The sequence below is a fragment of the Pseudomonas sp. GW823-FHT02C05 genome (assembly GCF_058797595.1).
This window is the reverse complement of sequence record NZ_JBXAJU010000005.1, coordinates 35,487-60,760: the sequence shown is the minus strand read 5'-3', so window position 1 is coordinate 60,760 and position 25,274 is coordinate 35,487. Positions and strand designations below refer to the sequence as shown.

Here is a 25,274-nt window from a genome sequence, read left to right as displayed (position 1 = left end):
TTCACTGCGGGTCTGAGGTCTACTCAAGGCGGCTCTGCACTTGGCTCAAGTCCACGGGCTGCGCCGCCTGGGCTTTCGGCGCCTGAGTTTGCAGGCTTTGCGCCAGCTCCACCAGCTGTACGAACTCGCCTCGCAGGCCGTAAGGGTCGGCACCCTTGGCGCCCTGGGCCAGCTTGACCGTGTCGGCCAGGCTGAAGTTGCCGGTGTAGCGGCCGTCCTTGAGCTGCTGGGAGAACGCCGCCACGGCTGCGGCGAAGCGCAGGTCGGGGCTGGCCGCCGCCAGGCTGCCCGGCTGCTGGGCACTGATGGGCCGTTCGATCAGGCGGCTGCTGCCGCCTTCCGGCGCCTTGTAGCGCAGCCGCAGCATGGCCAGTTCGCCCTGCTTGCCACTCTGTTGCGGCGCCTTGGCCTGGGTATAACGCAGCGGCTCCAGCCAACCCTTCTCGCCAGCCGGGACAATTTCATACAACGCGGTAACCGTATGCCCTGCACCGATTTCCCCGGCGTCGACCTTATCGTTGCTGAAGTCTTCTCGCTCGAGTGCACGGTTCTCATAACCCAGCAGGCGGTATTCGCTGACCTGGGCCGGGTTGAACTCTACTTGCAGCTTCACGTCCTTGGCCACCACCGCCAGGGTCGAGCTGAGCTGGTCCACCAGCACCTTGCGCGCTTCGCGCAGGTTGTCGATGTAGGCGTAGTTGCCGTCACCGGCGTCGGCCAGTTGCTCCATCAGGTGCTCGTTGTAGTTGTCCACGCCGAACCCCAGGGTGGTCAGGGAGACACCACTCTTGCGCTTCTCGGCGGCCATGGCCTTGAGGCTGTCGAAGTCGCTGACGCCGACGTTGAAGTCGCCGTCGGTGGCCAGCAGGATGCGGTTGATGCCCTGGTCGATAAAACCCTGCTGGGCCATCTGGTAGGCCAGCTGGATACCCGAGGCGCCCGCCGTGGAACCACCCGCGGTGAGCTGGTCGATGGCAGTGCGGATCTTCGCCTTGTCACGACCGGACGTGGGCTCCAGCACCACCCGTGATTCACCGGCGTAGACCACCAGCGACACCCGATCCTGGTCCCGCAGTTGATCCACCAACAGCTTGAGGGTGCTTTTCACCAGGGGCAGGCCTTCACGGCGATCCATGGAGCCGGAGACATCCACCAGGAACACCAGGTTGGCCGGGGCCAGCTCCGCCACCGCGCGATCCGATGCCTTGATGCCGATGCGCAGCAGGCGGGTATGGGGATTCCACGGCGACGGCGCCAGCTCGGTGGTCACGCCAAAGGGCGAGCCGTCCGTGGGCAGGGCGTAATCGTAGGGGAAGTAGTTGACCAGTTCCTCCAGGCGCACCGCGCCCTCCGGCGGCAGGCTGCCCTGGTTGAGCAAGCGGCGGACGTTGGCATAGGCACCCGTATCGACGTCGGCGCTGAAGGTCGAGACCGGTGCTTCGGCGACGCTGTGGATCGGGTTGTCCGGCAGTTTCTGGTACTGCTCCCGGGGCTCGTCGCGGTAACCGGCCACCAGCGAATCCCGTGAGCTAACGGGCGCCGGCATCGGCGCTGACAACCTCATGGGATGCACAGCGCGCTTGGCCATGGTGGCATCGGCATGCTGCACCTCGTACTGCGCTTGAGGCGCAGCCTGCAATGCTCCCTGAGTTGACGAGCCGGCAGCGGATTCGGGCTTGGACGACACACCACAGCCGGCAACTGCCAGCAACAGGCCGGCGGCAAAACCCTGGGCGGCCGGACGAAGGAAATGCACGGGAAGGGACATGGGGCTGACCTCGGAAAGAAATGATCCATTCCCCCCTTCAGACGAAGCCCCTGGGCGATTCGGGTTAAGCCTTCGAAAAAAATTTCACTCAGCGGGAATAGCGGCGCACCACACTGCTGTTGCGCAGTACGTGACCGTTGATCTTTTCTAGCAGTTGGGCGCGGGTCAGCCCGGCGGGCAGGGCTTCCGGCGGCAGGTCCAGGGCGTAGATCTGGATGATGTAGTGGTGCGCGCTGTCACCCACCGGCGGGCACGGGCCCATATAGGAAGTACCGTTGCGGCTGTTGAGGCCGGCCAGCCCTTCCAGGTTCGGCTTGTTGCCGGCACCGGCGGGAATCTGCCGGGTGGTGGGCTTGATGCCGTAGTGCACCCAGTGATCCACGCCCTGGCCCTTGGCCCCGTCCGGGTCGTGCATGACGATGGCGTAGCTCAAGGTCCCGGTCGGGCCGGCGGTCCAGTTCAAGGCCGGGGAATTATTGTGCCCGCCACAGCCCTTGGCATCGCTGGCATTGCCCGTAGTGAACAGCCGGTCATCCGAAACCCCGGGAATGTTCAGGGTAAAACGCTCCTGTGCCTGCACGGGCAAGTGCAGGCACAGCAACGCGGCACCAACGGCCAGCCAAGTATTGCGGGAGGCAAAGCGAGACATACGAAAGCACCTTATTTGCGGATGAGGTCAGGGTGAGCACAAGACTATAGCCTGCACGAAAGAGCGCACTCCTTCGCACCAGGCAAGGGAGCAGATTGAGCTTGAGGACGGGGGTAGTTGTAAATGAATATTTCAGACAGGAATCGCAATGGCGACCACCCTCCACGGCCGGCCGGAAAGAGCGGCGGGCCATCCGCCCGCCTCCTGAAATGATGCACAGGCCTCAGTCCCGGTGGGCCTGCATGTACTGGCGCAGCAATTGGTTGATCCGCGTCTGGTAACCCGCGCCCTGGCCCTTGAACCACTCCAGCACATCGGCGTCCAGGCGAATGGTCACGGCCTTCTTGCCCGGCAGGTGCACCTCGGCGCGGCGAAAGAAATCGTCATCCAGCTCGGGAATATCAGAAGTATCGATGCCCTCGTCATCGGTTTTCGCCAGGCGATCCCAATCAGTTTTCGATCCGTTGGACATAATATTTAGCCTCCCGCTTAGTGGCTTTTCGCGCCGAGATAATGCGCATCGCTTGGCCTCGCCGCTCGGTATGGACCACCACGCCCACCAGGGTCCTGATCCAACCGAGGCTGATCCAGCGCTCCTCGCCGTAGTCCAGGCGCTCATCGCGCAAGGACAGCACCGGGCCACCGCATCGTTGAAATCGATGCCGTGCTTGAGCATGTTGGCGTGGTTCTTGGCCTCGTCCCATGCAACGTACATAAGCAATTCCGTATTTACAAATGTACATACAGGCTAGCCGACCGTTCGCCAAAAGCGCCCTGGCTAAACACCTGGAAATACAGTCGCAAGCGGGATGGATGTGTACGGAAAAAGCCCTACAACGCTCTCGGAAAAGACGCCACCATACTTGCCTTGCACCCTCGCAAGCCCGCGGCTTATAGTCCGGCCGTCGCCCATATGGCGACCTGGTTTGGCGACCGGAGTAACGAGTACATCGATCCATTAAGCGAGGTGTACTAATGAACCGTTATATATCCCTAACCGGCCACGACTGCCTGATTCCTTCCCTGCTGATCGACACCCAGGCGCCCATCGATGTATTGCACGACGCCGCAGCCTTTCGCATCCGCGCCGCGACCCAACTGCTGGAGAACTTCGCCGCCGAGACCCTGCGCAGCGAACCGGTGCTACTGCAGGAACTGACCCTGGTGTGCAGCATCCTGCTGCGCGATGGCTGTGATCTGCTGGATGTGACATCACGGCGTTTGCAACCGCAAATGACCTAGTCAATAAATAAGGGCGACTTTAAAGTCGCCCGCTGCCTTTAGCGGAAGTTGCTCACTTATATTGTTCAGCAACACATTCATCTCCTTCGGCATTCATTACTTTTGAAATGCATGGTCGGAATATCGATTTTTTAGTGTTCACAAATATATCAGGAAGGGTTATCGAAAAATCGTCCAACTGCCCCGGCGACAATTGGATAGATATAACACTGGGTCGATTTTTCTTCGCTTCAAAAGTCGTCTGCATTTGCGGAGCAAAAATTTCTCTCTGGTCTCCATTATTCAATCGCAACACTATATAAGACGAGAATGTACTGATGAACGTAGGGTTTTGCGCATGCATTTTCTGCATGACATGTGCTTGTCGAACAATGGCCTTGGCCTCTTTGCCGAAAGCCCATTGTTGTTCAGGCTTATATGGATGAACCTCAAACTCAATTCTCAATTGAGTGTCTGTTGTACCGGTAATAGATCGAGTAACAGGGTCAAATTCTGGCGTACCTGGCAGCGTGGTATAAACAGTCGCAATCACCGCTCCAGAAAAATCGCCAGGATTTACAATCCCATACCAAAAGGCACTTCGCCTGCCATGACAAGTCGAATTAGAGTGACCCTTATTTATATTCGTAGATTCAGGATGAATATAGGGACCAACACTACATCCGGAAAAAATTAGAAAAACACTAAAAAAAGACAGTCTCAGCATCTGACTCACTTGAATACAAACTCCTGTACTTCACGACCTCCCGCTTCTTTAAATAGTCACCTCTTTCAAAGCTGTTCGTCCCTATCTATAGCCATTAGACTAAAAAACATAACAGCTTTTCGTGTTTGCGGCCTCATATCTCCAAGACTTTATAATTCCATCCCTAGAAACCAAAACAGAATATCGACAATCTCTTATCCACGTTATGTAAAAGCGCCTGCCTTCCCCTTCTTCGAGCACACGATCAAACACTTCATTTCTATTTACCGGCGACCAATACGAATCTCCACACCCTCGACTACAGTCCGAATAAATATGGGACTCAAACTTAGTACCAACCAGAGCATTCATCCCGTCAGTCCAGTGAGAGTATGAAGGGGCACAACCCACAAGCAAAAACAGCACTAAAATAATAGCATTATTTCTTATCACGCCTTTTCTCCAGCAGTTCCTTTTGCAGCTACAAAATCACAATCGAATTAAAGTGATTGGAAACTCAACGTCCTCGCCGTCAACATACATCCAGGATATTGAAAACAGCTTTTTTGATGTTTTTTCATCAAATGGCATGAGTAACATCACAAACTCATCCAGTTCGCAACTATACTCAACACCTCTTATATCTGAGTCATCATGCATCTTCCCGGTTAGTTTTCGCTCAACGCCGTCAACTATAAAAACATAAAGAATTTCCTGAGAGCCCTCAGAATAACAAAGCGACCGAATTACAACGCTACTGCTTATATACGGATTTCCCATTCCATACGTCCTTAAAGCTATAAAGATCCATCTTACGAGTCTTTAATCAACACTCGGCCCGCATCATCACCCCCACTAACAACAACCCAACGCCCTATTTTATTTTCCGAATCCCACATTATTGCACTTCACAAGCCTGTTTTATTCAATGCATTAAAACTAGACGTATACAACAGTATTACCTGCCCAACCAGAGTCAAATTTATTCAGCTTGTTTGCCAACGTACTCATAGAGGTAAGCTCTGTCCCCAACTCAACTTGAGTAGCAAAAATCCTACGATCTCTCAGCATCATCTTACCGCAGGCAACTCCACAACCTGTGGGAGTAATTTGCTTTACAACATAATGAAGAGCCCCGCGTGAACCGGGGTTCTTTAACTTTAAGCATTAGATAAAATCAAGACGTCTATACCTGAGAAAACTCTACTAAAGCGTTTTTTGATGACTCAATAACATCAGCCCATTCAGGCTTCGTCAGATAGTCCTCATCCGCAAGACAAGTCCCATATTTATCGAAAACCTTATCAATACTCTTAACAACATCGGAAATTGCTCTTGCTTCGTTTTCCCCTCTAAGCACAATTCCGATCCAAGAACGAGGGTCGGTTGCTAAATCGGTATCATCGTATAAAAAATGAACAGCGTAATTAAACTCATCATAAGCTATATCCGAGTCAGATCTAGACACCCATGCTCTGTATTGATAATCAGCACTGGACAACCCCTCCAAGTAGGAAATCAGTTCGTCTCTCATCGTAGGATATTCTAGTTCGGAGAGTTCCAAGTTTTCCATTTTTTATACTCGCTCAATGGGATATGAACTTGCTCTGCATGATCTTTAATAGACCCTATAACAGGTTTACCATCTCTACCTATAACCTGACCATTTGACCTAACAATAACGTGATCCACTTGCTGAGTTGGCTGACTTATATGAGGCTCCCCCTTATCTACCCGAACACCATTTCCTTTGTTTTGGGGGTCTTGCCATCTAAACCCAGTGCCTTTTTTATTTGGAGAAACAGCCCAACTTGCTGGAAATTTATTAATTGTAGTATCTGGTACATCCCAAACTTTTGGTAGTTTACTAATCCCAGTTTCAGCATCTGTCAAAGCACTTGTCGGATTAGGATTCCTGGCGGCTTGCCCTGCACCACCAGCACTCCCTACTTTTGAGAACACTCCCCCCATGCTGCCAAGCGTAGCCAGTAAGCTCGCATCCTCTACGACTTGCAACCCAACGCGAACCCAGTTTCCATTAGCCAAATTGACTGCCCGGGTAGCCTCGCCGATTGCCTGACCTATACCTACGCTGTCGCCCGCATACGTCACCGTCGTGACGGCCATATGGGTAGCAACATTGCGCTCACAAGCAGCGTTCCCTTTACATAGAGGCAGCACTTTCTCTGTATAAACTGCCTCTACGAACTCTTCCCACCCTGCCTGAGCCTCTTTTGTCTCCAACCCGCCCTGCCGGTAGGAAGTTTCTTTCCATGTGTCGTAAGTTTTCAGACAAGCTTGCAGCCCTCCGGAATCACCACAGGATGCTTTGAGTTCGTTGCCAAATTCCGCTACTTGGTCCTTACCCAATTGATGGCCAAAAATATTGACCCCTGTTCCTAAATGATTATTTTCCACAGCATTCTTGCCAGCCCCGGCACCCGCAATTGCGCCCGCGCTATCGCCTTTCGCAATTCCCCCCGCAAGCCCAGCGGCTAACGTCGATAGCGCAGCCACTGTCTGCTTTTGTTCTTCACTGAGGGAGCTGGTATCGCTGGTGCCATACAGCTGCTGGGTGATCAATCGAGCAGCCAACTCTCCACCTGCGGCGCCCGCTTCAGCTCATCACATTCCAGCGTCGGCGCATGGCGTAATGGAAGATGGCTCTATCCGTAATGCTTTATGAGACCGAGACGCTGGATATGGCCGAGAACATCACTGGCTTTGCCGAACGGCTACGCAGCCTTCGCAAGCAGAAAAACCTGTCCCAAACCGAGCTGGGGCAACTGGCTGAACTGCACTACACCCACATTGGCCGCTACGAACGTGGAACTTCACGGCCCAGCGGCGACACTTTGAAGCGTCTGGCCGATGCCCTGGATGTCAGCAGCGATTACCTGCTGGAAGGAGCAAGCGATGACGCGGCCAAGGCTAAGTTCGAGGATCGGGAATTGTTGCGGCAGTTTCAGGAAGTCGAGCAGATACCCGAAGAAGACAAGAAGGTGGTCAAGACGTTGCTCGATGCCTTCCTGATCAAAAAACATTTGCAGACGCTGACCCGTTAGCCCTGCAAAAAAGACGCGGGCCTTGAGTGCTCTAACACCCAAGACCCGCTAACCACAAGCAGCTAAACAGGAGCTGAATATGGCTAAGGCCGATCATAGGGCAGCCCTGCCCAAAACTGAACGTTTCGCCACCATCGCAGCCGATTTCTACCCGCCGTTGAGTGGCACCGAGTATCCCCAGTACCGACTTGTTCCCCCGCTTCCATTACGTGGGCATTGGTTGCAGCAGGCGGGATTTGAGGTCAATCAGAAGATTAGAATTGAGGTCAGTAAGAATAGGAGTGAAACATAGAAATCTCCCCGGCTAGCCGGGGAGATTTTCATTCCTTTTCTTCAAGGTAAGGCCAATATTCTGGCCCTTCATCCTTTTTTATCCAAATCCGAGCGCATACAGGGCAAATAATAACATCTTTGCCAGTTGCTTCTATACGATCAAAAAATTCATCAAAAGGAACTCTTCCTTTATCAGCCTGCTCCGCCAAATCATACAGTAGCTTATTTGAAACAAGAGTGAACTCATCTGAAGTAGGAGAGCTAACCAAGCTAATGACATGGGAGCATCTACATAGAAATTTAGACACTTTTACCTCCCTAACAGGCTATTAATAGCTTGCCTATCTAACTGAATAGTTTTTTCCCCCTGAGAGAAAATCACTTGCTTCAGAGGAATTGGTTCCCCCCCTTTGTTTTTCCCAAAAGCTGCAGCAGCAGACTTATACATATCTACTTTGCTAAAACTCTCAGGAACGACCACCACCACTGAATTTGCCTGCCCTTGAACAACTTTCTTCTCAATCTCTCGAGAAATAGTCTTAGGGTTCAAATTATTTGGCGCATAAATATCAACCTTCCCAAATCCTTGAGCGTTGAATTCAGCAGTAGGCAAGCCAGATATGCCTTTTTTGCTTGTTTCCAAGGATACATGGATGTCATAGCCAAGATTTTGAGTAGCTTTCAGTCCTTGTTGCTTCGAAGCACTCAAACTTTCAAATGTCTTTCCGTTCTCAAAGGAAACACTTCATTTTCAGGAAATTACAGAAGTACCAGTTCCTTTTGCCACGATTTCACTGAGAATAACTAACTATTCTTGGGCATATGACACTGGGGCAGAATTAAAGCCGTTCCAAAACACCCATAATCTTCCACAACGAGAACACTTGAGAGCACTATTCATCTCTCGATAAATCGCCTCCAAATCCACCCGCCCTTGGAACTTGTCAAAGTTCTCATCTGAAATCAAAAGCCATTCAATTGGATTCGGTATCTCACCAAAACTTAACTTATTACCACATTTACAGAGCATTGATGGCATTTCACTTACCTATGATAACGATATCATTGATTTTTTTCGCCCCTGTACCATTAACTCTCCGCAGAACATCTCCCAACTGCTCTCTGGTAACGGTGCTTCTAGATAAATCTAGAACAATCCCCTCAGCTTGCGTATTTTTCTTTGCTATCGCAGAAATTATTCGGTCCGCATTACCCGTTGTAGGGGTATATACATCATAGCTCACACCATCGACTAGAAGATCTGAAGTTTTCCCTTCTGCTCTCGTACCAACAGGACGACGCAGCTCAACTTTTTTACCTTGAGCAACCATATAGTATGCAGAATTTATCTCTGACTGAGAGAAACTTCCATTTGGATCTATTCGTAGTGTACCTTTTGCAGCTTGCCCCGCAGCCCCACCCGAGCCGTCTGTAACCTTTGAAAGCTTACTACTACCACTGGCCACCCTGCCAAAAGCGGCAATCATGGCAAACTGGACGAGCTCCTCCTTCGCTGCACCGTTATTTAGTAAGTTCGTAACACCATTAACATCCACGGGTGCCAGGACCGAACTGATAACACCGTCCTTAAGAGATAACTCGCGAATTTTTTCGTCGCTTAAACCCTGCTTTTTCCACTCGGAAATCTGCTCACTGCTTCTGACTATAGCCAGATACGGGTTGCTGATGGTTCCAATGGGAGTCCAGTCATTTCCGTTGAGGGTATAAATATTCCCAAGAATTCCGCCCCAACCCGAATTTAATTGCCCTTCTTTCGCACCCTCCATCATGATGCGTGCATATTTTCCAAAAAGGAGATTCAGCTCCTCTTGGCTTAGTCCCCCTGCCTGATACAACGCAACCAGGTTTTCTCCGGACTCTTTTTCTCGCTGCCGGTACTCATTGCGTACCGCACGCTCACAACCGCCATCCCCAGCACAAGCAGAAAATTTCTCCTGCAAGTCATTCATACCGCCGATTTTTGCGGCCACCAGTTTTTCATGAAGCGCTACCAAGCTGGTTTCATTCAACTTCTCAACGCCGTACTTATTCGCTAATAAGTTGTTCTCCACAGCATTCTTGCCAGCCCCGGCACCCGCAATTGCGCCCGCGCTATCGCCTTTCGCAATTCCCCCCGCAAGCCCAGCGGCTAACGTCGATAGCGCAGCCACTGTCTGCTTTTGTTCTTCACTGAGGGAGCTGGTATCGCTGGTGCCATACAGCTGCTGGGTGATCAATCGAGCAGCCAGCTCTCCACCTGCAGCACCTGCAGCGCCCGCTATTGCCGAGTTACCTTGGGCCTGGGCAACGGCAGCTCCCAGCACAACGTGAGCCATTGTGTTGAGGGCTGGATTGTCACCTGTGGATTTCTTGATCAACTGCGCCAGATACGGTGCCGAGGCGCCAGCCAGGGCAGAGCCGATATCCCCACCGGCCAATCCTTGCAGGGCGGCGGTGACGGCTTGGGCTACTCGCTGGTAATCACCACCCGTACCGTATTTGCCCATGATCTGCTGATAGGCATCAGTAGCAATCAGCTTCGTCTGGTACTTCTCAACCTCCTCTTTGCTGGCATTGCTTCCTGGTCGATAAATACCTTTCTCTTCAAGTTCCTTGCTCGCCTCTTGATCGGCCTTCAACTGCCCCTCGGTCCGAACAATGTCCGTCACCTGAGTGCCAATCTCGCCAATCAGCTGCACCTCTCGCAGGCGCTTCTGCTCCTTCTCCTTGTCGAAGATCGGGCTGATGCTGCCATTGGCGTGTTCGACGTCGCGGCTGAGGGTGGCAATGTCCTGCTTCTGCTGGCCTGGATCACGAATGTCCAAAGTGCCGTTGGAGATTGCCGATGAGGTGGTGCCGCTGGCACTGCCGCCGTGGTTGTAGGCGATCAACATGCCGCTGGGCATGTTGCTGGTGAAGCCATCAGCACCGCCGTTACCGCTGCTGACGCTGGCGCTCTGCATCTGGCTTTTGTATTCGGCCTCGTTCTTGAGATCGCTCCAGCCCAGGGTGCCCGTGCTCAGGCGGTTTTTGTCGGTTTCTGCGGTGCTGGCGATGACGCTGCCATCGAGCTGGGTGTGCTTGCCCACTTCAACCTGATAGCCGCCCTTGCCGGCGAACAACCCGGTCTGTTCCTGCACGCTCTGGTACTTGGAGTCGATCTTGCTCTGGCTGACGCTGACCGAAGCGCTGCCGGTCATCGTGCCGAACGTGAAGCTGGCACCGCCGCTGACATTGCTCTGCTTGGACTTGTAGTCGTCGGTGTCTTGCAGGCTTTGCAGCGTGAGGTCGCGCCCGACCTTGGCCGTGATCTTGTCCGCATTGACTTGCGCACCCTTGAGAACGGCGTCCCGCCCACTGATCAGGCTCGCCTGGTTACCGGCGTCCAGGGTGGTCTCGGTCCAGGTGGTGCCGGTGCCCTTTTCCTTGCCCACACCCTTGTTGCCGTTGGCGAAGATACTCAGGCCTGCGCCGTTGGGGCCAACGCCCAAGCTGACGCCAATGGCACCGCCGCTGCTGCTGTTCTTGCCATCAAGCTTTTGCCGGTTGGCCGCGGCCTCAAGCTGGATGTCACGCTCAGCGGCCAGCAGCACGTTATTGCCCGCCTTGAGTTGGCTGCCTTGCACGCGGATATCGCCATCCGCCCCTGCGGTACCGCTACCGGCAGCCACAATGGAGAGGTTGTTGCCACTGGTCAGGCTACTGCCCTGACTGACCAACTGTTCCTGGGTCTGCTTGGAACTGGACTGCTGCGAGCCCAGGGAAATGCTGATACCGACGAACTGGCCAATGTTATCGCCGTTCATCCCGCCGCCCTGTTGGGCCGCTTGCCAGGCCTGGACACCGGTCAGGCCAGCCTTGATGCCTTGCAGGGCAGAAAGGCGGCTATCGTCCTCCTCCCTGGCTTGCTTGGTGGTCTGGTACGCGGCGTCGACAGCACTGCCGACGGTTCCGGAAAGCGCCAGGGTCAGGCCGCTGGTCTTGATCTTGGAGGTTTGCTCGCTCTTGTTGTGATTTTCCGCCGCGAGGATGCTGACGTTCTGCCCGACGAGACTGATGTCCTTGCCGGCGATGACGTCGGAACCTTTAAGAGTCAGATCCTTGCCGGCCTGGATATCGACGTTGCCCAGCACACTGCCAATGGTGCTGGCCTTGGCGTTTTCGGTGGTGCTGGACGAGGTGTTCTGAGCGCTAGTTGAACCCAGGGTGAAACCAATCCCGCCACTGCTCAACAAGCCGGACTTTTTCTTCGATGTCGAATGGCTTTGCTCGTAGGTTTCGGTGGCGCTATCGATCTCGACATTGCGTCCTGCAACCAGGCTGGTGGAGTGGGTGGAGACAATATCGCTGGCGGTCGCGCCAATATCCTGGCCGGCGCGGATGACCACCGTATCACCACTGACGGAAGAGCCCTGTTGAGTGATGGAGTTGCTGCTATCAATCCGTGTTTTTTGGCTGCTGGACAACCCGGAACTGCTGGTCTTGGTCTTGCGGTAATAGCTGTAGTCGCTGTTCTGCCCAGCGCTGAGGTTCACATCACCGCCCGCATAGAGATACGCCTCATCCCCCGCCGTCACCCGACTGGCCGTCAGCGCAAGATCCTCACCGGCCTTGAGCGCCACATTGCCGCCGGCAACCAAGGTGGTGCCCACCTGCTGAACATGATCCTCCTGGCTGGTGACCTTCTTGGTCTTGCTATACGCATGCTGCTCATTGGCCGCTGAAACCAGGCTCATGTTTTCCGTGGCGGTCATCGCCACATCGCGCTTGGCTTCGATCTGGCTGGCGATGGCGGTGATGTCGCGGCCGGCGCTGATGGCCAGATCGCGACCGGCCTGCAGGCTGGAGCCGTTCTGGGTCACGCTGAGGTCGTTGTAGCGCACGCCGCGGTCATTGCTGACCACCTGTTCCACGGCGCTCAGGTTGACGTCGCGACCGGCCTTGAGGCTGGTGTCGGCTCCGCTTTTGAGTACACCACCGTCGTTGTTGATATCGCGCCCGGCACTGATCACCAGGCTGTTCGCCGCTTCTACCCGGGCGGCGTTGTCGACGAAGTCGCGCTGCTGGGCGTAGCTGCCGTTGCTGCTCTGGTGCGAGGTCAGGGTGCGCTCGTTGATGACGTCGCCCCAGGTTGCGGCGAGGCTCACGTCACGCCCGGCGATGATGCCGCCGGCCTTGTTCACCAGGTCGTTGCCGGCCAGCAGGTCAAGGCGATTACCGGATTCCACCAGGCCGCTGTTGATCAGGTTCTGCCCGGCCTGGGCCGACAGGTTGTTGGTCGCGCGCAGGGTGCCGACGTTGTTAAGGTCCTGGCCGGCGATCAGGTTGACGTCGTTACCCGCGATCAGGGCGCCGTTCGGGGCGAGTCGGTTCTTGGCCTGGGCCAGGTAGAGCACGGGCACCAGCACTTGTTCGCCGTTCACTTCATGGCTTTCCAGCCAGACGATGTCGTGAGTCAGGGCCGCCACCTGCTCGGAGGTCAGGGTCACGCCCACCGACAGGTTGAGCTGTTGCCGGCTTTGAATGGCGTTGTCCATCAGGTACTTGAACAGCTGTTCGTCGCTGTTCTGGCCGTCGATAAAACGCTGGCCGGTACGGGCTTGTACCGCTTGTTGAATCAGCTTCTGCTCGTAGAAGCCATCCCCCAGGCGTTTGGCGCTGTCGTCCGGGTTGTAACCGAGGCTGGACAGCAGGTAGTCCGAGCTCATGAACTGCTTGAGGTCGGTGAGTACCGGGTTGGTTTCTATCAGGTACTTGTGCGGCCGGGTAAGGTTCGCGGCATCCGGCAGGCCGGCGATCTGCGCCGGAGCTGGTGCGGCGCTGCTGCTCTGACCACTGAGGCGGAACAGACCGTTCTGCCCAGCGGGCAGACTAAAGCCAGGCAGGGCCAGGGGGTTGACCTGTTGCTGGGTCAGGTCTGGGGGCAGTTGCGGGTTGAGGCTGATGCGAGTGGCGAAGGCGGTACCCGGTACTTGGGTATCGGTACGCGCACCGCTGCCGACATAGGTGTAACCCGGACGGACCACGCTGCTGTCGAAGCCATTGCCGGCCTTGATGCTCACCGCTCCCCCGGCCTGGATCACTGCGGCATAGCTTTGATCACCACCGGCGAGTTTTTTCGTCGTCCCCAGGCCGACCCACTCACGTTCGGTCATGCCGATAAAACCGGCCAGCGCGCCTTCCAGACCACCCAGGTCATCAGGCGTATAATCCGCACTCTGGAACCAGTATCGGTTGGTGACAGCGTTAGCGACGTTGTACCAGGCACTGGCATTTTTGGTCCGCGCCGACATGAACACCCGGGTGGTTTCGGTCTCGCCGGTTTCCACGCCGCTGTGGGTCAAGTTGTTGACCGTGGCCATCAGGTTGCCGGCCGCGCTGATACTGCTGCTCTGGTTCAGCAGGTCGCCGGCGTTGATATTCAGGTTGACGCCAGCGGCAATGCTCGACGCCGCACTCGCTTCGGTGACTTCGAATTTGTCGCGCTGAACGATCTCCCACACGTGATTGCGTTTGCCGCCACAGTCACCGGCGTTGTAGCCCTCGATGCAGGCGACTTCAGCGATTCTGGCGGTGTAGATGCCGCCGTTGTTGGTGGCCAGCACATCGCGCATGTTCTCAAGGGTGCTGGCTGCAAGCGTCATGGAACCATCGCTTTGCAGGGTGCCGGAACGGTTGGCGATGCGGCTGGCCAGAGCCCCCTGACCATCGCGATCGATCGTCAGATGACCGAGGCTGTAAACGTTGCCGTAGCTGTTGGTCAGGGTGTCGACCCGCAGCCCCATGTCGTCGCCACTGAACACCAGCCCGTGATCGTTGAGCAGGCCGCCGGCGGTCAAGGTCAGGTTCTGGGCAGCCCCAAGGGTGCCCTGATTGTTGATGCCACTCGCGTTGAGCGTGAGCCCGGCCGCAGCGCTCAGGCGCCCTGCGTTGTTCAACTGGCCGAACACCGAGACTGTGGTGTTGCCGCCGCCAGCAATACTGGCACTGTCTGCCAGGTCCACTTGGGCAGCTTTTAGGTCCAGTTGCCCAAAGCTGCTGAGTCGGCCCTTGCTGCTGTAATGACCACTGAGGTCGATATTGACGCCTGCATCACTGCCGATCAGGCCGTCATTGATCCAGTTCACGCCGCTGCCTATCAGGCCATTGCCGGCTAGGAGCTGGCCCGTACGGGCCTGGGTCAGGTGGTTGACGTTGACTGTCAGTTTCCCGGCCTGGATCGAGCTGCTGTTGGTCCAGCGTTCGCCTTCCAGGATCAGCTGGCCGGCGGTTTTCAGGCGCCCGCCCACATCCTCGAGGTTGGCCATGGACAGGCCGAATAGGCCGTTGCCGCTGTGCAGCACGCTGCCGCCACGGTTGTTGAAGCTGCCAGCGTCGAAGGCCAGGTTTTGGTTGGCGGTTTCCAGAGCGCCATCGCGGTTGTCGAACAATCCGCCGAGCTCCAGCCGTGTATCGCCACCGTCTCCCAGGGCGCGCAATTGGCCGGTCTGATTGTCGAGGCTGGCGGCCTTGATCGTCAGGCTGCTGTCGCTTTCGATGATGCCCTTGTGGTTATTCAGAGCGCCGCTGAGGTCGAAATTAATCTGCTGGCCGGAGATTTGCCCGTTGTTGCCGCTGTTGTCGAAATGGCCGCCGCTAACTTTGACAAGGCCCTTGGCGTAGAGGCCACCGTTGCGGTTATCGAAATCGCCGGTGGTGATCAGCGCATCGCCGCTTTGCGCGGAAATCCGCCCGCCGTCGTTGTCTATGCCAGCCAGGGCCTTGAGGGTCAGGCGCTGGGCCTGGGTCACGCCGCCCTGGCGGTTGTTGCTCGGGTCGTAGCCGTTTTTCAGCACGCCGCGAAGATCGGCGATCATCGCGCCTTGCACGCTAGAAAGCACGCCCCCACGGTTATCCAAGTGGCCGGCGCCGATGTTCAGGTTACCGTTCCTGGCCAGGATGCGACCACTCTGGTTGTCGATGTCGCCGGTGCTCAGGTTCAGAGCGCCTTGGCTCTGTAGGGTGCCCTTGCCATTGGTGAGGCTCCCGGCCTGAACGTGCAGGCCGCCGGTCTGGCTGTAGATCAAGCCATCACCGCTGTTCTGCAGTGCGCCGTCCAGGGTCAGGGTCAGTGGGTCGTTGGCCATCAAGGTCCCACGGTTACGATTGTCCAGGCTGGCAGCGAACAGGCTCAGCAGGCCCTGGCTGGCCATCTGGCCACCCCGATTGTCGATCTGCCCAGCGCGTTCGATGCGCAGCGGGCCGCCGCTGGCCAGCTTGCCGTGGGTATTGTTCAACGCGCCCAACAGATTAAGGGTGACGGCGGTTTTGCCGGTGAAAGTGCCGGTGCCATTGTCCAGGTCGGTGCCGGTAAAGGTCAGGTCACCCGCGGCGTCAAGGGTGCCGCCGTTGTTGCCCAGGGTCATGGCCTGCAGGGTCAGGGTGGCGGCGCTGTCGATGGAGCCGCCCTGGCTGTTGTCCAGCAGGTCGCGCAGCTTGAGGCTTTGCTCGCCGGCGCTGGAGATCACCCCCTGGTGGCTGTTGTCGAGGCTGGCGGCCTTGACGTCCAGAGCCTGCTGGCTGACCAGGCCACCGCCCTGGCTGTTGTTCAAGGCGTCGCTGAGGGTGACCTCGACACCGCCCTTGAGGCTGGAAACGGTGCCCTTGTTGCTGTTGTTCAAGCCTGTGCCGTTGAGGGTCAGGCCCTGCCAGCCCGACAGCAGCCCGCCCTGGTTGTCCAGCTCAGCGCTGCCGGTGATGGTCAGGGTCTGTTGCGCCAGTACCACGCCGGTGAGGTTGTCCATGCCGGCCAGTACCAGGGTGCTGCTGCCCTGGCTGGACAGCTCGCCACCGCTGTTGCCCAGGTGGCCGAGGGTGGCATTGAGGGACTGCTGGCTCTTGATCAGGCCGCCCTGGCCGTTGCGCACTTGCTCGGCATCGAGTTGCAGGCGCTCGGCGCTCAGCAGCTTGCCCTGACGGCTGTTATCCAGAGCCCCGGCACTGACCTTCACCTGGCGCTGCCCGCTCAGGGTGCCGCCCCGGTTGTCCAGGATCTGTGCCGTGTTCAGGGTCAGGTCGCGGCTGGCGACAATGCTCTTGCCGCGGTTGTCGAGATCCCGGGCGTTGAGGCTGATATCGCCGTTGGCGTTGCGAGAGTTATCGGCATTGACCCCGGCTTCGATGATGCCCTGGTTGCTCAGTTGGCCACCGCTGTCCAGCTGGATGCTGTCGCGGGCGGCGAGGGTTTTCTGGCTGCTCAGGTCGCCCCGGGTTTGCACCTTTAGATCGGTGCCGGCGTAGACCGCGCCCTGGGCCTCCAGGCTGCCGGCCTTGATCGCCACCGCGCCCTTCTCGGCAGTGGCGTCCGCCATGCGCAACTGGCCGTTGGCATCCAGTTGGATATCACCGCCACTGGCAATCAGCTTGCCGTCGAGCTTCACCCCCACCCCGGCCTCGGTGCCCACCAGCTTGATCGCCCCGGCGTACATGCCGCCCAGGGCTGATGAGTCGATGGCCAGTTGCGGTGCATCCGCCGGGTTGGCGGTGCGGGCCGTGGCATTCAAGGTCTTGGCGTCGACGTCGTTGGCCCCGGCGATCACCGCCAGGTGCCTGGCCTGGATCTCGGCGTTGAGCTTGGCGCTGCGGGTGATGATTTCGAACTGGTCGATATTGCTCGCGTTGAGGCCCGCGCCTTCGATGGCGACGCTGCCCTGGTCCACCTGGTAACGCTGGACCTGGCCGTTCTCGATCACCGGTTTGCCGGTGGTCAGGGTGGCTTTCGGGGTGTTGATAAAGCCGCAGCCGTTGCAGCTCACGCCATAGGGGTTGGCGACAATGACATGGGCCGACTGCCCGGCCACTTCGGTGTAGCCCTTGAGCTGGCTGGGGCTGCCGCCGTTGACCTCGTTGAGGATCACATTGGCCGCGCGGCCACCCAGGTTGGAGTTGCCGAGAATGATCCCGCCCAGTTGGGTTTCCTGGGTGCGGCCGGTGGCGTTGTTGAGGATCAGCCCCTGCTGGCCGACGTTGTAGTCGCTGAACTTGTTGTGCGACAGGCCGCTGCCATTGGGCGTGGCAATGTTGACGATGGGCACGCCATTGCCGGCCTGTCCCAGTGTTGTACCGCTGCCGTTGACCACGATGCCGTCGGCCATCGCCACCACGGGCTGCCAGAACATCACGTTAGCCAGGATGAACGCCAGACCGCGTTTGGACAGCCCCCAGAACGAATCCCGCGCTTGCAAGGTGGCGCAAGGCTGGCGGGCCAGAAAGGCGAGTTGGCGAACGTCCATGTCAAAAGCCTCAATGAATCAGTGCAATCAGAGATAGAAATCCAGGCGGAAATGGGTCGGGGTTTCCCGTTCACTCAAGGCTTCGAGACGCTCGAGGGAATGGGCAAAGCTCACGCCGGTGACAAGGTGGTTGCCCATCGGGCGAGTCCAGCGCAGGTGGTTGCGCCAGCAGTAGCCGCTGTCGCCGTTCAGGCTCGGGTCTTTGTAGCCGCGGATGAAGGACTGGGCGCCGAGGTTGAAGGTGGTACCAGGCATCGGCGCGACAGCGGCGCTATGCAGCGCGCTAAACAGCAGCAGGCAGGACAAGGCACAGCACAACCTCATCCCGAGCGTGGAGAGAGACATATCCGATCCTTCGAAAGCGTGACGACAAGAGCTACGAAGGGCGTGACGCTAATAAGCTATTACTGCATCGTCAAATGACTGCCGCAGAATCGCCAATAACAATCAAATCGAACTTTCAAGCAACTTTACGAGATAAAAAACATGCAATTCCATCATGGAGCCGCCCATTTTAAATTTTGAAATATTTAAAGGAAAAATCATCTGAAAGCCTTTTAAATCAAGGCTATAGAGTTTTAAAAAGTTTTAGCAAAAATTTGAGATTGCACACTTAGAAGAGCCAACGCCCGTACGCAAGAACCCTGCTTCTCACTCTCTCGCTACGATTAAAGAACAACTCACCCACAACCACATCCGTAGCGACAAACCCATGCAGAACCCCAAATAAATCAATAACGCATTGATTTATTTACTGAAAATAGAATCAGACAATTCCCTCTGCAAATTCAGAAGAGCCGTACCCCCCCTGGGCAATCAATCTTCTCCTGTCTTCTTGCCTTCATCCCCTTCCGAACGCAGATGGATCACCCGCGGCGGCGGTTCCACCCTCAGCGGCGGGTGCTGCTGGTCTTCGGGAAGAATGCGATAGAACTGCGTGGTGACGTGGCTGATACCGCCCTCCTCGTCGTTGTGCACGATCATGGTGCCGGGCTGGCGCATCTGGGCGAAGGTCGCGTCGTTGAGCTTGAAGGTTTCGCTCAGGCGCTTGTCGTCCACCACGGGTGCCGGCAGCCGGGGCGGGTAGCTCTTGTTGCGACGCTGGCGGTAGCGGGCCCAGGAAATCAGCAGCACCGCATTGAGTACCGCCACCCAGGCATAGAACTGCAGGGTGGTCAGGGCATCGAGCATGCCCGCTTCGATCCGCGGCCCTTCATGGCTGTCCAGCAGCGGAATGAGCCCACGAACCAGCAAGTACAGCAGGCCTACCCAGGCCAGTACGGTGAGGACAACGTCGACGATCACCATGAACGGACGCTGGCGGGTTCGGATGATTTTCATCAGCGCACCTCCTCTTCGTCATCGATGGGTTTGATGCCGCGGTCCGGGCTGACCCAGCGCGCGCGTTTCTGGTGTTCGCCAAACAGCACCCGGGGAAAGCTCACCAGAGTGGTGAACAGGCTGATGAACCAGAACACCAGCGGGTACCAGACCACCCAGAACATGGTTTTCCACAGGTCTTTTTCATAACGGCGGTCGATCAGGATACTCACCGCGAACTGGGTCAGGCAGACCATCGCCAGCACCAGCCCGGTGAAGGCCGGCGGGACGATGGTGTGCACCGCGATGGCCTCGGGCATGACGATGAACTTGCCCAGGGCCCAGAAGATCACCGACAGCAGGAAGGTGAAGGCCCAGCCGGTGGACAGGCAGTAGTCGAACAGCAGGGTCCAGAGGTAGCGGTGGCGCCACTCCCAGATCCCGCGGATGTTCTTGAACAGCACCTCGGCGCCGCCCTGGGCCCAGCGCAGGCGTTGCTTCCACAGGCCGCGCAGGGTCTCCGGCATGAGGATCCAGCACAGCGCCCGCGGCTCGAAGAACACGTACCAGTGGTCCAGTTGCAGCTTCCAGCTGATGTCGATGTCTTCGGTGATCATGTCCGGGCTCCAGTAGCCCACCCGGTGCAGGGCGGTGCGACGGAAGGCGACGATCACCCCGGAGACGGTGAAGACTTTGCCGAACACCCGCTGGGTGCGCTTGATCAGGCCGATGATCGAGGAGAACTCGCCCACCTGGACCCGACCCACCAGGGTCGAACGGGTGCGGATCCTTGGGTTGCCGGTCACGGCGCCCAGGCGTGGGTTGTCCAGCATCGGCGCCACCAGGTAGGCCGCCGTGTTGGGTGCCAGCAGCGCATCGCCGTCGATGCACACCAGGTATTCGCTGTGTGCCGCCACCGCGCCCATGCGCAGGGCCACGGCCTTGCCCTGGTTCTGCGCCAGGTGCAACACCCGCAGGCGCGGGTCCTGGGCGGCAAGGCGGTCCAGCACCTCGGCGGTGTTGTCCTTGGAGCCATCGTTGATGGCGATCACTTCGATGTTCGGGTACTGCTGGGCCAGGGCCGCATGAATGGTGTCGGCGACGTTGTCGCCTTCGTTGTAGCAAGGAATGAGGATGCTGATCAGCGGCTCACCGGCCAGGGGCGGCGGCAGGGTGTCGTCGCTCCACGGCCAGTGGCGCTCCCAGTGCATCCAGTAATACAGGCCGCCGGCGATCCACAGCGCCGACATGAACAAGGGGTAGTAGAAGACGAAGTCCATGAGGAATTCGCCGGTCAGCACGAAGATCAGCCCCAGGGGCACGCCGAGAACGAGCGCCAGGACCACCAGCGCAAAGATACGATCCACCATGATTCAAGGGCTCCATTTGTTGGAGAGCGCGGGCCGCAGAGTCTTCAGGTCCGGTGAGTTCTCGAGGAAGTTGTCCGGGTAGTAGCCGAAATTGGTCGCGCCCTGGCGCTTGAGGCGGCCCATCCAGTCCGCCAGTTGCTGGGCGGAGAGGTCGCTGGCGGGCTTGCGGGCCCAGTCCCGGGCCTGCAGCTCGAACACCGTGCGCTGCAAGGCACCGGGGCGGGCGCGCACCTGGTCCACCAGGGCTTCGAGCCAGGGCCCGGAATGCCGCTGGCTCTGGCCTTCCATCAGCGGCATGGCCATGGGCGCGGTCCAGTCGTAGCTGACCAGGAAATCATCGAGGTTCTGGGCGAACCAGGTTTCACTCTGCGGGTTGATGATCGGCTCGGCGAACAGGTTGCGCGCGGTCTGCACCTGCGGCCCGCGAATCGCCCGGACCTTGGCGGCCAGCTCATGGGTGAAGTCGATCAGGTAGCGGCTCTTGAAGCGTGTCCAGCGCTGCAGGGTGGCCGGATCGTCGCGCAGGGCGGCCATGGAACCCGGCAGGCCCTGGGCTGCATAGGCGCGCAAGGCCCCGGGGCTGGCGTCTTCGAAATCCGAGAGCACGGCGTCGTCGTGGAACAGGATGCCGTCCACCGACGTCATGCGCGCCACGTCCTCGTAGAGGTCGCCGATCTGCCGGCGCACAGTGGGGTCGAAGGGCGACAGCCGCTGGTACTGCTTAGGATCGATGGTGCTCTGGCCGGTGGCCGGATCCCAGCGCGTGACCCGGGGCAGCCGGGCGTCCAGGGCGAAGCTGAGCACCGGCATCCAGGCATAGACCTTGACGTGGGCCCGGGTGCGCAACTGCCAGGCGACCCGGTCGAACAGGTCGGCGCGCATCGGCAGGTGCCGGTTGGGGAAATACAGCGACTGCACCAGGCCGTCGCCCTTGGGGTCGGCGAAGGCCTGGAGGAATACGGTGTTGGCCCCCAGGTCGGCCATGCGCTGCACCAGCTTGCCGAGGTTGACCTCCTGCTGCTTGGGGTCCGGGTCGTAGACGTTGTCCAGGTCCACGTGCACCACGCGCATGGGCGCGGCGGTCTCGGCACCGACAATGCTGTTGGAGAAGTGCATGCCGTCCGGGTCCGACACCACGAGGAAACGCGGGCTGCTCATCAGGTTGTCGAGTGTGTCCAGGCCGTCGTCCAGGGTCAGGGCCAGCTTGAAGCCCTGGCTGTCCACCACTTGCAGGGTGGAGCCGTCGGCCGTGCCGTAGGGCCAGACCCAGATCCGCGGGCGATAGCCGGCCACGGCCAGGATCTTGTTCGAGATAGCGGTCACGTCCTGGCGCATCCGCGCCTGGAAATCCGCCTCGCTTTCATAGCGCCCGGAGGCGGCATCAAAACGGCGGGTCGCCGCCGCCGGCTGCAGGTTGCCCTGAGGGTTGGCAAGAATGCCCAGGTGGCTGTGGTCGGTATGGGCGGCGATTTCCACCAGCCCGGAACGGGAGATTTCCCGGACCTGCGCCCAGGTCAGGAACTGTGAGCGGGGCCGCAGCTCGCCGGCGAAGTTCACCGGCTGGTCGGCCGGGGTGTCGATCCAGGTGCCCACCGGCGCCAGCACCGCAGGCCAGTGATAGCTGCGCAGCACCGGCAACACCCGGGTGTAGAAGCTCGAATAGCCGTCATCGAAGGTCAGCAGGATGGCCTTGGCCGGCAGTTCGGGGCCGCCGTTGCGCGCCGCCAGGATCTGGTCCACGGTCACGGGCCGGTAGCCGTTTTCCCGCAACCAGGCCAGTTGCTCGATCATCCGCTCGGTGCGCACCGCCACCACCCGTTGGTCCGGGTCGCGATCCTCGATGTCGTGGTAGGCAATGCCCAGCACGTGGTTCTTCGGCCAGGGTGCCTCGGTGTTGGGCAACGGCCGTTGCGCCGGGGCGAGAAAGTCGGCGGCGGGCTGGGAACAGGCGCTGAGAACCAGGGCTCCCAGCAGGAGGATGCAACGGTTGATCAGGCGCATCGTCACACTCTTCTCTAGAAGCGATAGGTAAGGTCGACAGCCAGGCGCAGGTCGGTTTCCCGATCGCCGTCGTAAGGCCGGTTGATCACGCTCAGGACTCCGCCGATGTCGAACACGTCGTTCCAGCTGTAGCGCTGGCCGTAGCTGAGCAGCCCCACCGCTCCAGTGGAGTAGCCGCGTTCGCTGTAGGTACCGGCGCCGGCCTGGAACTGTTGGCTCCAGGAGGTCTGATAGCGGTGATAGAGCACGTGGTTGACGGTGACGGTGGGCAGGACGCTGAGGTCCGCCTCGGGGTTGTAGTAAGGGGTGTCTTCCAGGGTGTTGTGGCTGGCGCCCACTTCCAGGCCGAGGTCGACCTGCACTTTCGGCGAGCGGTAGACCCCTTCGCGGCCCGTGAGCAGGGCCTCGAACCTATTGTTGCCGTCGCTGAAGTGCGACGGGCTGAGGGACAGTTTCCACTCGCGGCTTTCATTGGCCCGCCAACGCAGGAAGGCGCTGCCGCCGTTGGCGCTGATATCGCTGTTGAGGGCCCGCAGCGGGGTGTTGGCAGAGAGGTAGTCGAGGCTGCCGCCGTATTGCCAGTGATCGTCGATGTCCCGCGCCAGCGACACCCGGGCACCGGTCTTGTCGCCGTAGCCATAGGAATGGTTGGAGACTTCCGCTTCCAGGGTCATGTCGCGGGTGCGCCGCTCCACCCCCAGGACCTGCCAGCGGTGATTGCCGATCCCTTCCGAGAAGTCCCCCATGGCATAGCCGATGCCGCCGAACAGGCGCCAGTCCTCGGCGATCGGCGGCGTATAAAGCCGGCTTTCGATGCCGAAATCACGGCTGCCGGATACCGCGCCGGCACCATTGCTGCCACCGCCGTAACTCTTGCCGCCATAGGTCATGACCCGCAGTTCGGCCATGTCGTGCACTTCGCGCTCGCGGGCCAGGCGCTGCACCTGGCGGCTCTCCGGAAAGCGCTCCACCACGTCGTCGGTCAGCGCATCCAGTTGCCGCCATTCCTGCAGGTCCTGGGCCGTATGGCCCTGGGACACTTCCAGGCTGACATCGCGCGGGGCCACACTCTCGGTTTCCTTGAGCAGGCTTTCCGAAAGCCGGGGCCAGTCGCGCACCCGGTACAGATCGGCCTGGGCCAGGCGCACGCTGATGTTGCCCGGAGCCTGCCCCGCCAGGGTCTCCAGGCGCTGCTCGGTGCCCGGCAGGTCAGCCCCGGCCGTGCCGTCGGCACCCGCCTGGGCCGCCAGCAGTTGGGCATCGACCCAGTCGTCATTGGGGTCGCCCACGGTTTGCCCGGTGAGCTGAATTCGCTGCGGCACACTGTCGGCCAGGTCATTGGCGAGTTTCAGCGCCTCTTCCGGGCGTTCACTTTCCAGCAGCGCGTAATACAGCGCGGTGGTGTCTTCCAGGCGGTGGTCGGCATCACCGTCCGGTGCCGAAAACACACGCCGATACAGGTCCGCGGCGATTTCCGGCTGGCGCTGGTCGAGGTAGGAGGCCGCCACCCAGCGCAGGGCATACGGGGGAATGGCCACGCCGGCAGCGGTGAGCTGCTCGTATTCGCTGATCACCTCTGCGGTGCGCGCCCGGGACTTGAGGGCGCCCAGGCGGTCGATGCGCCAGCGGGTCAGGTCGTCCTGGGCTTGAGGGTCCTTGCCCCAGGCGGCGAACAGGGTGTCGTAGTCGGCCAGGGCACGGTCGGCCACCACAAAGCGCTCTTTCTCACTGCGGCTAGCCAGCTCCGAGAGGCGCACCCGTTCGGCGGCGAGGTCGGCCTGGATGCGCCGCTGGATCACCGGGTCGATCAGCCCGGGGTGCTGCCGGGCCAGGCGCAGGGCCGGTTCCGGCAGACGCGCCCGCTGCAGGGCGTAGATGTATTCGCGGATGACTTCGGGCTTGTCGCCAGCGCGGATAAACGCCTGGTCGTATGCGGCCAGGGCGTCATAAGGCTGGTTGGCGCGGGTCAGCGCGTAGCCCAGAGCCAGGCGCCGGTTCGGGTCATCGGGCTTGGCCGCCACCAGGGCCTTGGCCCGGGCCACGGCTTCGGCCGGCTGGCCGGCATCGGCCTGGGTCAGGGCCAGCCCCAGCTGCAGGTCGGCGTTCTGCGGGTCGCGCTGCAGGGCCAGGCGATAGACCTGGGTGGCGTTGTCCCACTGCTTGAGGTTGCGATAGGCACGGGCCGTGGCGGCCAGCGCCTGCGCCGGCAGCACCCGGTTGCGGCCCTGGGTCTCGTAGACCTTCACCACCTCGGCATCGAGGCCGGCCCAGCTGGCGATCTGCAGGTGGTCGCTGACCAGCCCGTTGTTCAACCGGTCCGCCGGCACTTGGCGCAGATGGTTCAGCGCCGGGGCGTAGCTGCCGGCCCGGGCCTGGATGATCAACTGGTCATAGGCCGCATCGGCGAACGCCAGGCCCGGCCATAACAGTTGGCTGCACAATGCCAGGCGAAACAGCGGACGAAGGCCGTAGCGGCGAGCGGGATGAACAGTGCGTTGCATTTCGTCAGCATCCTTACGTGGCTAGCCGGAGTTATGCGCCCCGCCCTTACGCCCCAGCCCGGACGATCAGAAGATCGACAGAGCGTCTGGGAGAATTCTTCCACGAAGGTTAGTTCAGAATTTGCAGCG

19 protein-coding genes and 1 pseudogene are annotated in these 25,274 nt (G+C 59.0%); 3 read left to right on the top strand and 17 right to left on the bottom strand.

Translation table 11 applies throughout. The annotated features are described in order from the left end of the window. Positions 1-19: 19 nt before the first annotated feature. The 4 genes and pseudogenes from AC1RGE_RS25450 to AC1RGE_RS25435 form a co-directional block, all read right to left on the bottom strand. The gene (locus AC1RGE_RS25450) at positions 20-1,768 is read right to left on the bottom strand and encodes a vWA domain-containing protein (protein ID WP_492585214.1); all 1,749 of its coding nucleotides are present in this window, start codon (positions 1,766-1,768) and stop codon (positions 20-22) included. Positions 1,769-1,856: 88 nt separating this feature from the next. Further along, the gene (locus tag AC1RGE_RS25445; RefSeq protein ID WP_011058553.1) at positions 1,857-2,417 is read right to left on the bottom strand and encodes a YbhB/YbcL family Raf kinase inhibitor-like protein; all 561 of its coding nucleotides are present in this window, start codon (positions 2,415-2,417) and stop codon (positions 1,857-1,859) included. Between the two features lie 223 nt (positions 2,418-2,640). Further along, positions 2,641-2,889: a BrnA antitoxin family protein gene (locus tag AC1RGE_RS25440; RefSeq protein WP_103407933.1), complete on the bottom strand. Its 249-nt coding sequence runs from the start codon at positions 2,887-2,889 to the stop codon at positions 2,641-2,643. After that, a pseudogene (locus AC1RGE_RS25435) lies at positions 2,867-3,132 on the bottom strand (BrnT family toxin). The gene AC1RGE_RS25440 and the pseudogene AC1RGE_RS25435 overlap by 23 nt, the downstream one beginning before the upstream one ends. A 260-nt stretch (positions 3,133-3,392) precedes the next feature. On the opposite strand from AC1RGE_RS25435, the gene AC1RGE_RS25430 reads away from it, so the two are divergent. Then, on the top strand, positions 3,393-3,659 hold the full coding sequence (locus AC1RGE_RS25430; RefSeq protein ID WP_011058550.1) for a hypothetical protein: 267 nt from the start codon (positions 3,393-3,395) through the stop codon (positions 3,657-3,659). Positions 3,660-3,711: 52 nt separating this feature from the next. Here AC1RGE_RS25430 and AC1RGE_RS25425 read toward each other — a convergent pair whose 3' ends face one another. The 4 genes from AC1RGE_RS25425 to AC1RGE_RS25410 form a co-directional block, all read right to left on the bottom strand. Continuing rightward, complete coding sequence (locus AC1RGE_RS25425; protein WP_492585212.1) at positions 3,712-4,374, bottom strand: hypothetical protein; 663 nt, start codon at positions 4,372-4,374, stop codon at positions 3,712-3,714. Between the two features lie 459 nt (positions 4,375-4,833). Beyond that, positions 4,834-5,124, bottom strand: coding sequence for a hypothetical protein (locus AC1RGE_RS25420; RefSeq protein WP_051167100.1), 291 nt, complete (start codon positions 5,122-5,124; stop codon positions 4,834-4,836). A gap of 406 nt (positions 5,125-5,530) precedes the next feature. Beyond that, positions 5,531-5,917, bottom strand: coding sequence for an SCO4402 family protein (locus AC1RGE_RS25415; protein ID WP_072443720.1), 387 nt, complete (start codon positions 5,915-5,917; stop codon positions 5,531-5,533). Next, positions 5,890-6,939, bottom strand: coding sequence for a VENN motif pre-toxin domain-containing protein (locus AC1RGE_RS25410; protein WP_492585210.1), 1,050 nt, complete (start codon positions 6,937-6,939; stop codon positions 5,890-5,892). Before AC1RGE_RS25410 ends, AC1RGE_RS25415 begins: the two co-directional genes overlap by 28 nt. 65 nt (positions 6,940-7,004) lie before the next feature. Between AC1RGE_RS25410 and AC1RGE_RS25405 the strand changes: the two genes are divergently transcribed. Together AC1RGE_RS25405 and AC1RGE_RS25400 are read left to right on the top strand one after the other, a co-directional pair. Beyond that, positions 7,005-7,409 (top strand): helix-turn-helix domain-containing protein, encoded by a 405-nt coding sequence (locus AC1RGE_RS25405; RefSeq protein WP_015633700.1) that lies wholly within the window; start codon positions 7,005-7,007, stop codon positions 7,407-7,409. 79 nt (positions 7,410-7,488) lie between these two features. Beyond that, the gene (locus tag AC1RGE_RS25400) at positions 7,489-7,701 is read left to right on the top strand and encodes a SymE family type I addiction module toxin (protein ID WP_041115089.1); all 213 of its coding nucleotides are present in this window, start codon (positions 7,489-7,491) and stop codon (positions 7,699-7,701) included. 28 nt (positions 7,702-7,729) lie between these two features. Here the strand turns inward: AC1RGE_RS25400 and AC1RGE_RS25395 are convergent, their stop codons facing one another. From AC1RGE_RS25395 to pgaA, 9 genes are all read right to left on the bottom strand, one after another. Beyond that, positions 7,730-7,990 carry a DUF8617 domain-containing protein gene (locus AC1RGE_RS25395; protein WP_125062582.1) on the bottom strand — a complete coding sequence of 87 codons (261 nt, stop codon included), beginning with the start codon at positions 7,988-7,990 and terminating at the stop codon, positions 7,730-7,732. A 2-nt stretch (positions 7,991-7,992) separates the two neighbouring features. Continuing rightward, positions 7,993-8,391, bottom strand: a complete 399-nt coding sequence (locus tag AC1RGE_RS25390) for a hypothetical protein (RefSeq protein ID WP_401261671.1) — start codon at positions 8,389-8,391, stop codon at positions 7,993-7,995. Between the two features lie 99 nt (positions 8,392-8,490). Beyond that, the gene (locus AC1RGE_RS25385; protein ID WP_492585424.1) at positions 8,491-8,712 is read right to left on the bottom strand and encodes a DUF8617 domain-containing protein; all 222 of its coding nucleotides are present in this window, start codon (positions 8,710-8,712) and stop codon (positions 8,491-8,493) included. Positions 8,713-8,722: 10 nt separating this feature from the next. Continuing rightward, positions 8,723-17,953, bottom strand: a complete 9,231-nt coding sequence (locus tag AC1RGE_RS25380) for a hemagglutinin repeat-containing protein (protein ID WP_492585208.1) — start codon at positions 17,951-17,953, stop codon at positions 8,723-8,725. A gap of 27 nt (positions 17,954-17,980) precedes the next feature. Then, on the bottom strand, positions 17,981-18,298 hold the full coding sequence (locus AC1RGE_RS25375) for a ShlB/FhaC/HecB family hemolysin secretion/activation protein (RefSeq protein WP_036996136.1): 318 nt from the start codon (positions 18,296-18,298) through the stop codon (positions 17,981-17,983). A gap of 471 nt (positions 18,299-18,769) precedes the next feature. Further along, the gene (gene pgaD / locus AC1RGE_RS25370) at positions 18,770-19,294 is read right to left on the bottom strand and encodes a poly-beta-1,6-N-acetyl-D-glucosamine biosynthesis protein PgaD (RefSeq protein WP_011058546.1); all 525 of its coding nucleotides are present in this window, start codon (positions 19,292-19,294) and stop codon (positions 18,770-18,772) included. Continuing rightward, positions 19,294-20,643 carry a poly-beta-1,6-N-acetyl-D-glucosamine synthase gene (gene pgaC / locus AC1RGE_RS25365; protein WP_019093523.1) on the bottom strand — a complete coding sequence of 450 codons (1,350 nt, stop codon included), beginning with the start codon at positions 20,641-20,643 and terminating at the stop codon, positions 19,294-19,296. Before pgaC ends, pgaD begins: the two co-directional genes overlap by 1 nt. A gap of 3 nt (positions 20,644-20,646) precedes the next feature. Then, a complete protein-coding gene (gene pgaB, locus AC1RGE_RS25360) occupies positions 20,647-22,644 on the bottom strand; it encodes a poly-beta-1,6-N-acetyl-D-glucosamine N-deacetylase PgaB (RefSeq protein ID WP_011058544.1) in 1,998 nt (665 codons plus the stop codon). A 14-nt stretch (positions 22,645-22,658) separates the two neighbouring features. Next, entirely contained in the window at positions 22,659-25,145 is a 2,487-nt protein-coding gene (pgaA, locus tag AC1RGE_RS25355) for a poly-beta-1,6 N-acetyl-D-glucosamine export porin PgaA (protein WP_011058543.1), read from the bottom strand. Positions 25,146-25,274: the final 129 nt, after the last annotated feature.